Annotated in this window: 4 protein-coding genes; 1 reads left to right on the plus strand and 3 read right to left on the minus strand. The window is 43.3% G+C overall.

The features are described from left to right. Nucleotides 1-69: 69 nt before the first annotated feature. Both PN499_RS06480 and purH read right to left on the minus strand, forming a co-directional pair. Nucleotides 70-990, minus strand: coding sequence for a 2OG-Fe(II) oxygenase (locus PN499_RS06480; protein ID WP_272030876.1), 921 nt, complete (start codon nucleotides 988-990; stop codon nucleotides 70-72). Between the two features lie 121 nt (nucleotides 991-1,111). After that, the gene (gene purH / locus PN499_RS06485) at nucleotides 1,112-2,665 is read right to left on the minus strand and encodes a bifunctional phosphoribosylaminoimidazolecarboxamide formyltransferase/IMP cyclohydrolase (protein WP_272030879.1); all 1,554 of its coding nucleotides are present in this window, start codon (nucleotides 2,663-2,665) and stop codon (nucleotides 1,112-1,114) included. A 371-nt stretch (nucleotides 2,666-3,036) separates the two neighbouring features. On the opposite strand from purH, the gene PN499_RS06490 reads away from it, so the two are divergent. Next, entirely contained in the window at nucleotides 3,037-4,938 is a 1,902-nt protein-coding gene (locus PN499_RS06490) for a PAS domain S-box protein (protein WP_272030877.1), read from the plus strand. On the opposite strand, the gene glcD is transcribed toward PN499_RS06490, so the two are convergent. Beyond that, nucleotides 4,935-6,410: a glycolate oxidase subunit GlcD gene (gene glcD / locus PN499_RS06495; protein WP_272030878.1), complete on the minus strand. Its 1,476-nt coding sequence runs from the start codon at nucleotides 6,408-6,410 to the stop codon at nucleotides 4,935-4,937. The two genes, PN499_RS06490 and glcD, sit on opposite strands and share 4 nt — an antisense overlap. Nucleotides 6,411-6,655: the final 245 nt, after the last annotated feature.

Here is a 6,655-nt window from a genome sequence, read left to right on the forward strand (position 1 = left end):
AACGCCGCCTTCTAGGCGGTTTCTTTACCGCCTAGAAGGCGGCGTTACGTCAAGTCTGCGTCTTAAATTTTAACTGGCTTGTCGTACCCAGCCATTGATGGTAAAGCGGCTGTCTGCAAAAGCTTTTGAAGGACAATTTACTTGCAATACTTCGTGCATATAGCGGCTAAGGAAGAATACGATGCTGTTATTTCGGGGTTCTACAGTTCTGAAAGTGTCGGCGGCAACGTAATAGTTATTTTCAACTTTGCTGTCGTAAAGCCGTAATTCTCCGCCCGTAAAACCCTTGGGTTCTCGATTAAAATAGTAAACGTAAGTGAAGAATCGGCTAGATGTGTCTGGAGAACCATTATCGTTGTGCATTTTGTAAAAGTTGGCGTTGTTGTGCATGGTTAGCTGAGCTTCAATATCGCCAAGAGGAAATGGGGGAATATTTAATTTGCGAAGGACATCTGGGAGAATTGCTTTAATGCGATTGACCATCAGTTCTGAGAATTCAGGGAAGGAGTGAAGTACCATTGAACGACGGTAATCTTCAGCGTTAGTTGATGTGCTGGTAGGGACAAATTCTCCTTCTTTGTCGAGGACGTATTGCAGTAGTTGTTTGTTTTCTGCGGCTGTCAAGAAGTTTTCAATTTGAGCATAGCGAGATGTTAGATCATGAACGGTGGAAATAGGAGTGGGAGGGGGGGAGGGAATTTCTATAATAGGTTTTTTTTCCTGTTGTTGCTGCAAGTAAATTGGGGGTTCTGTGACTAAGCCAACTAACTGTTCGCTAGGAAAACATAGAGCGGAACGACCATCATCTATGGGAATTTGGAATAATGTGGAAAAAGCAGGTGTTTGCTGAGTTTGAGCCATCAAAGCTTTGATGAGGCCGTGGAGTAAGGGTGCATCAGATTTGAGATTGACTGTACACTGATGTCCTCCGGTTAAGAGAATTTTGACTTTAACATCTTTGCTTTGAAGTTGCTGCGTTGTTGATACCATAATAGTAAGGAAGAAGGAAGAAGGAAGAAGGAAGAAGGAAGAAGGAAGAAGGAAGAAATTACCAGCGAATTATTTAACAGTTAACAGTTAACGGTTAACTGTTAACCGTTAACTGTTAACATTAATGCAAAAAGTGGCGAATGTCGGTGAAAACCATCGCCAGTCCGAGTTCGTTGGCGGCGTTGATGGAATCTTGGTCGCGCATACTACCTCCTGGTTGTGCGATCGCAACTATTCCAGCAGCAGCAGCAGTTCGCACTGAGTCGTCAAAGGGGAAGAAACCGTCACTGGCTAAAAATGCACCCTTGGCTTTCAAAGCGGCTTGTTCTAAGGCAATTTTAACCGATCCTACACGATTCATTTGTCCTGCACCAATACCTAATGTAGCGCGATCGCGCGTCACGACAATAGCATTAGATTTAACGTGCTTGGCAACTTTCCACGCAAATAACAGTTCTTCTAACTGTTCTGGTGTGGGTTGCTTCTCAGTGACAACGCGCCATTGGCTAGCATTTTCTATGGCATTATCTGAGTCTTGTACGAGCAAACCACCTGCTATTACTTTAACAGTTTGGGGCGGCCCCTGAATCAGATCTGGTAAGATCAAAACCCGCACTTTTGACTTACCTTTGAGGATTTCTTGAGCTGCTGGTTCGCAAGCAGGCGCTACCACGCATTCTAAGAATGTTTGAGTTAACGCTTTAGCCGTAGCCGCATCAATGGGACGATTTAAAGCTACAATCCCGCCAAAAGCTGAAATTGAGTCAGCATCGAAAGCTTTTTGATAAGCTTCTGAGAGGCTATTACCGATAGCAGCGCCGCAAGGATTGGTATGTTTAAGAATTGCCGCCGCTGGAGTATCGGGAAACTCTACAATTAACCTGCGAGCTGCCTCTAAATCCACTAAATTATTGTAGCTTAATTCTTTACCTTGAAGTATTGTACTGGTCGTCCAACCAGTAGGGTTTACTCCGCTTTGATACCAAGCAGCAGCTTGATGCGGATTTTCGCCGTAGCGGAGCGATTGTAACTGGGTTCCAGCAATTGTAAACTGTTGTAGGAGAGACGATCGATCGGCTTCTGGAGAAGATTGATTTGTGAGATAAGATGCGATCGCGCGATCGTAATTTGCAGTATGATTAAAGGCTGCAATTGCACATTTTTGCCGGAAATCTAAGGAAGCCTCTCCTCCGCGCTCCCGCAATTCTTGCAAATAAATAGGATACTGCTCTGGATTGCATAAAACTGTCAAATGAGGGTAATTTTTAGCTGAGGCTCGCAGCATCGCCGGCCCCCCAATATCAATCTGCTCAATTGCCTCAGCCAAAGTTACTTCTGACTTAGCAATTGTTTGCTCGAAAGGATACAGATTAACTACGACTAAATCAATGGGACGAATATTATTTTCAGTCAAATCTGCTACATCCTGGGGGACATCTCGACGTGCTAAAATGCCACCGTGAATGCGAGGATGCAGCGTTTTGACTCGTCCCCCTAAAATTTCTGGAGAACCCGTGTAGTCAGCAACTTTTGTGACTGGCAACCCAGCATCTTTTAGAGCTTTTGCTGTCCCGCCACTACTAATGATATCAAAGCCAAATTCTTCTACCAGAGTGCGAGCTAAGTCAATTAGCCCGGTTTTATCAGATGTGCTCAGCAGTGCCAGACGCGCCATTGGTTTCAAATCCCGATCGCAAAGATACAAGTTATATTTTAAGCAGAGATTGCCTTCATGAATGGCTAGCTGCATTATAGGTGCTGTGTTTCATAACACATATTTATAAAAAATATGTTTATGATAACTTGAACTAGGACACTCACTTTCATGGAAATAGTATCACTAGCCTTAGCCTTACTTAAGTAAGCTGCGAAAAGAATTTATTATTTGATACCCAAAATCAAGGTTTAATAAAAACTTAATCTTTCAGGAATAATTATATGCTAGTATAGGTGCTAATCTCCCTTATCAAAGTTAAAGGAAGCTAATCAGCTCATGATTTTTTGGTCATAAAAATTGTAAGGAATTTTATTAGGAGTTTTTAAATTATGTTTGTTCCCGATAGCAACTCAGAAAGTAATGTTAGCAATATCAACGGTTTAAAGCAAGGGGCAGGTAAAAAGCTTAGTAATGAAGCAATTAGTGAAGAGTCGGTCGATACTTTCTCTAAGGATATCTCAGAAAGTCCGCTACCACTTTCTTATATTTCTCATCAGCGCGAATTGCACCAGATGCAATTAGCAATCGAAAAGCTAAAGCGCGATCTGAAAGCTAGTGAAGCCCGCTTTCATAATGTAATTGCTAAAAATGCCGACAGCATCGTTATTGTTAACAAAAAAGGGATGGTCTGTTTTGTCAACCCATCAGCCGAATATCTTTTCAACTGCAAGGATGAGGATCTGTTAGGGAAAGATTTTTTTGGTTCTTTGATAGTAGAAGGTTCTGCCTGCGATCTGGAGATGAATACAGATATTATTCATCAAGTTCGACAGAGAGATGCAGCAGGCATCCGGGTGGTACAAACAGAAGTAGAAGCGATCTGTAAGGACAAAGAAAATACGGTAGTAGAAATGCGAGTGGTGGAGACGGAATGGGAAGGAGAAATTGCTTATTTGGCCACACTACGCAATATTACCGATCGCAAGCGCACAGAGGAAATGCTATGGCTTTACAGTCGTGCTATGGCAGCAGCTAGCACTGGAATTGTAATTGCCGACGCGACAACCCCCAACCTAGCTAATATTTATTGTAATCCTGCTTTTGCAAAAATGACTGGCTATTCGCAGGAGGAAATTATCGGGCATAACTGTCGATTATTGCAAGGAAAAGATACAGATCCTGATGCGATAAATCAAATCCGCGAGGCTTTACATAATCAGAGTGAATGCACGGTGGTTTTAAAGAATTATCGCAAAGACGGGACAACTTTTTGGAATCAATTAGCGATTTCTCCGGTGCGCGATCGCAAGGGCAAATTAACTCATTTCATCGGCATACAGATGGATGTAACCAAACATAAAGAAGCAGAAGAAGCCTTGCAGAGTTCGGAAGCACGCAGTAGAGAACAAGCGACAAAATTAGAACTAGCTCTTAACCAACTACAAAAAACTCATTCCCAACTCGTACAGAGTGAAAAAATGTCCAGTTTGGGATTGCTAGTTGCAGGAGTTGCTCACGAAATTAACAACCCGGTTAGTTTCATTAATGGCAATCTCAATCATTTAGATAATTACACTCAAGAATTGCTGGATTTGCTCAAGCTCTATCAGCAGCACTATCCTCATCCTGTCGAGGAAATTCAAAAGCGAATGGAGGCAATAGAACTTGACTTTCTAATGGAAGATTTAACTCAAATACTATCTTCAATGAATGTAGGAGTTGACCGCATTTGCCAGATTGTTGCATCGCTGCGGAACTTCTCGCGACACGATGAATCGGAGATCAAAGCTGTTAACCTTCACGAAGGAATTGACAGCACTTTACTAATTCTTAATCACCGTATGAAAGCAACGGGAAGCACTCAGGCGATTCAGATTGTGAAAGAGTACGGAGACTTGCCTGTTGTGGAATGTTATGCAGGGCCGATTAATCAAGTATTTATGAATATTCTCGGCAATGCAATTGATGCTTTGGAGGATAGCAATAAAGGGCGTAACCCCCAAGAAATTCGCGACAATCCTAGTAAGATTACGATTGCTACTTCTGTGGTAGATGCGGATTATGTACAAATCAAAATTGGCGACAATGGGTCAGGGATGAAAGAAGAGGTGAAGCAACGGATATTCGACACTTTCTTTACGACCAAACCAGTAGGTAAAGGTACGGGAATGGGTTTGTCAATCAGCTATCAAATTGTTGCTGAAAGACATAGAGGCGAACTTAATTGTGTTTCCGAAATTGGTCAAGGTACGGAGTTTATTATTAAGCTTCCAATTTGGCATTTAACCTAAAAAACGTCTACTCCCTCAAATTTCTTAACACTTTCAACCTTAGCATTTGCCGCTTCCCCGCAAGTGCGAGGGGTAGGAAACATCTTCCCCGGATTCGCCAAACCCTGGGGATTAAACACCTGACGCACCCACTGCATTGTCTCCAAATCTACCTCATTAAACATCTCCGGCATATAGCATTTCTTATCAGCACCAATGCCGTGTTCCCCTGAAAGACTTCCCCCTACTTTCACGCAAAGTTTCAGAATTTCACCGCCCAATTCTTCGACTTTTTCTAACGCCCCTTCAACAGAATTATCGTAAAGAATTAAGGGGTGAAGATTCCCATCTCCCGCGTGAAACACATTAGCGATGCGATAGCCAAATCTTTCACTAAGCAACTCAATTTCTTTGAGGACATAAGCCATTTGTGTGCGGGGAATTACGCCATCTTGCACGTAATAATCAGGGCTTAAATGACCCGCAGCGGCAAAAGCGGCTTTTCGACCTTTCCAAATTTTTAACCGCGTTTCCAAGTCATTTGCGCTGGTGATGTTCCGCGCTCCATTTTTCAGACAAATCTCAGCAATCCTTTGTTTATTCGCTGCTACTTCTACCTCTAAACCATCTACTTCTACTAATAGAATAGAAGCAGCATCGCGGGGATAACAGCCAGTGGCGACAACATCTTCTACAGCATTAATGCTGATGTTATCCATGATTTCCATACCGCCGGGAATAATCCCAGCGCTGATAATATCTGAAACCGATGCTCCTGCTGCTTCCATGCTGGTAAAATCTGCTAGGAGAACGCAAATTGATTCGGGTGTTTTAAGGATTCTTAAAGTGACTTCTGTGGCAATTCCGAGAGTACCTTCGGAACCGACAAATATACCTGTTAAATCATAACCAGGCATCTCTGGTATTTGTCCGCCGACATCAACAATTGAGCCATCAGGTAAGACTAATTTTAAGCCTAAAACGTGATTAACTGTCACTCCATATTTCAAACAGTGAACGCCGCCGGAATTTTCGGCAACATTACCACCAATTGAACATACAATTTGACTGGAAGGATCGGGGGCGTAATAGAAACCAGCGCCACTAACTGCTTGCGTTACCCAGTTATTAATTACTCCTGGTTGTACGACAACTAGCTGATTTTCTAAGTCAATTTTCAGGATTTTTCGCATTAAGGCGGTGACAATTAATACGCAGTTTTCGACGGGTAAAGCGCCGCCAGAAAGACCAGTACCCGCGCCTCTAGCTACCCAGGGGATGGAGTGGCGATCGCATATTTTTACGGCCGCCGCCACTTCCTCTGTAGTTCTAGGTAATACTACCACCGCTGGCCGTTGGCGGTAGCTGGTGAGTCCGTCACATTCGTACACTAACAATTCTTCGCGGCGTTGGACTACGGCATTTTTACCGAGTACAGTTTCAAATTCTTTGATGATGGGTTTCCAGTTGCGTTCAGTTTCGAGGGCGATCATTGGTGGGTATAATTAAGTGGGTTTGTGGGGGTTCAGAAACCGGGTTTCTTACCGAAATCTTCGTGAGGATGCCAAAATTATCGCAGAAACCCGATTTCTTTGCTCAGGGAGCGATCGCGTGGGGCTCAGAAACCGGGTTTCTTACCCAATTCTTCGTGAGGATGCCAAAATTATCGCAGAAACCCGATTTCTTTGCTCAGGGAGCGATCGCGTGGGGCTCAGAAACCGGGTTTCTTACCCAATTC

It is taken from the genome of Kamptonema animale CS-326, from assembly GCF_028330895.1.
Lineage (GTDB): Bacteria > Cyanobacteriota > Cyanobacteriia > Cyanobacteriales > Microcoleaceae > Kamptonema > Kamptonema formosum.

Coding starts and splice junctions, on each gene's coding strand:
- PN499_RS06480 (WP_272030876.1), bottom strand. CDS start 990: ATGGTATCAACAACGCAGCAACTTCAAAGCAAAGATGTTAAAGTCAAA.
- purH (WP_272030879.1), bottom strand. CDS start 2,665: ATGGCGCGTCTGGCACTGCTGAGCACATCTGATAAAACCGGGCTAATT.
- PN499_RS06490 (WP_272030877.1), top strand. CDS start 3,037: ATGTTTGTTCCCGATAGCAACTCAGAAAGTAATGTTAGCAATATCAAC.
- glcD (WP_272030878.1), bottom strand. CDS start 6,410: ATGATCGCCCTCGAAACTGAACGCAACTGGAAACCCATCATCAAAGAA.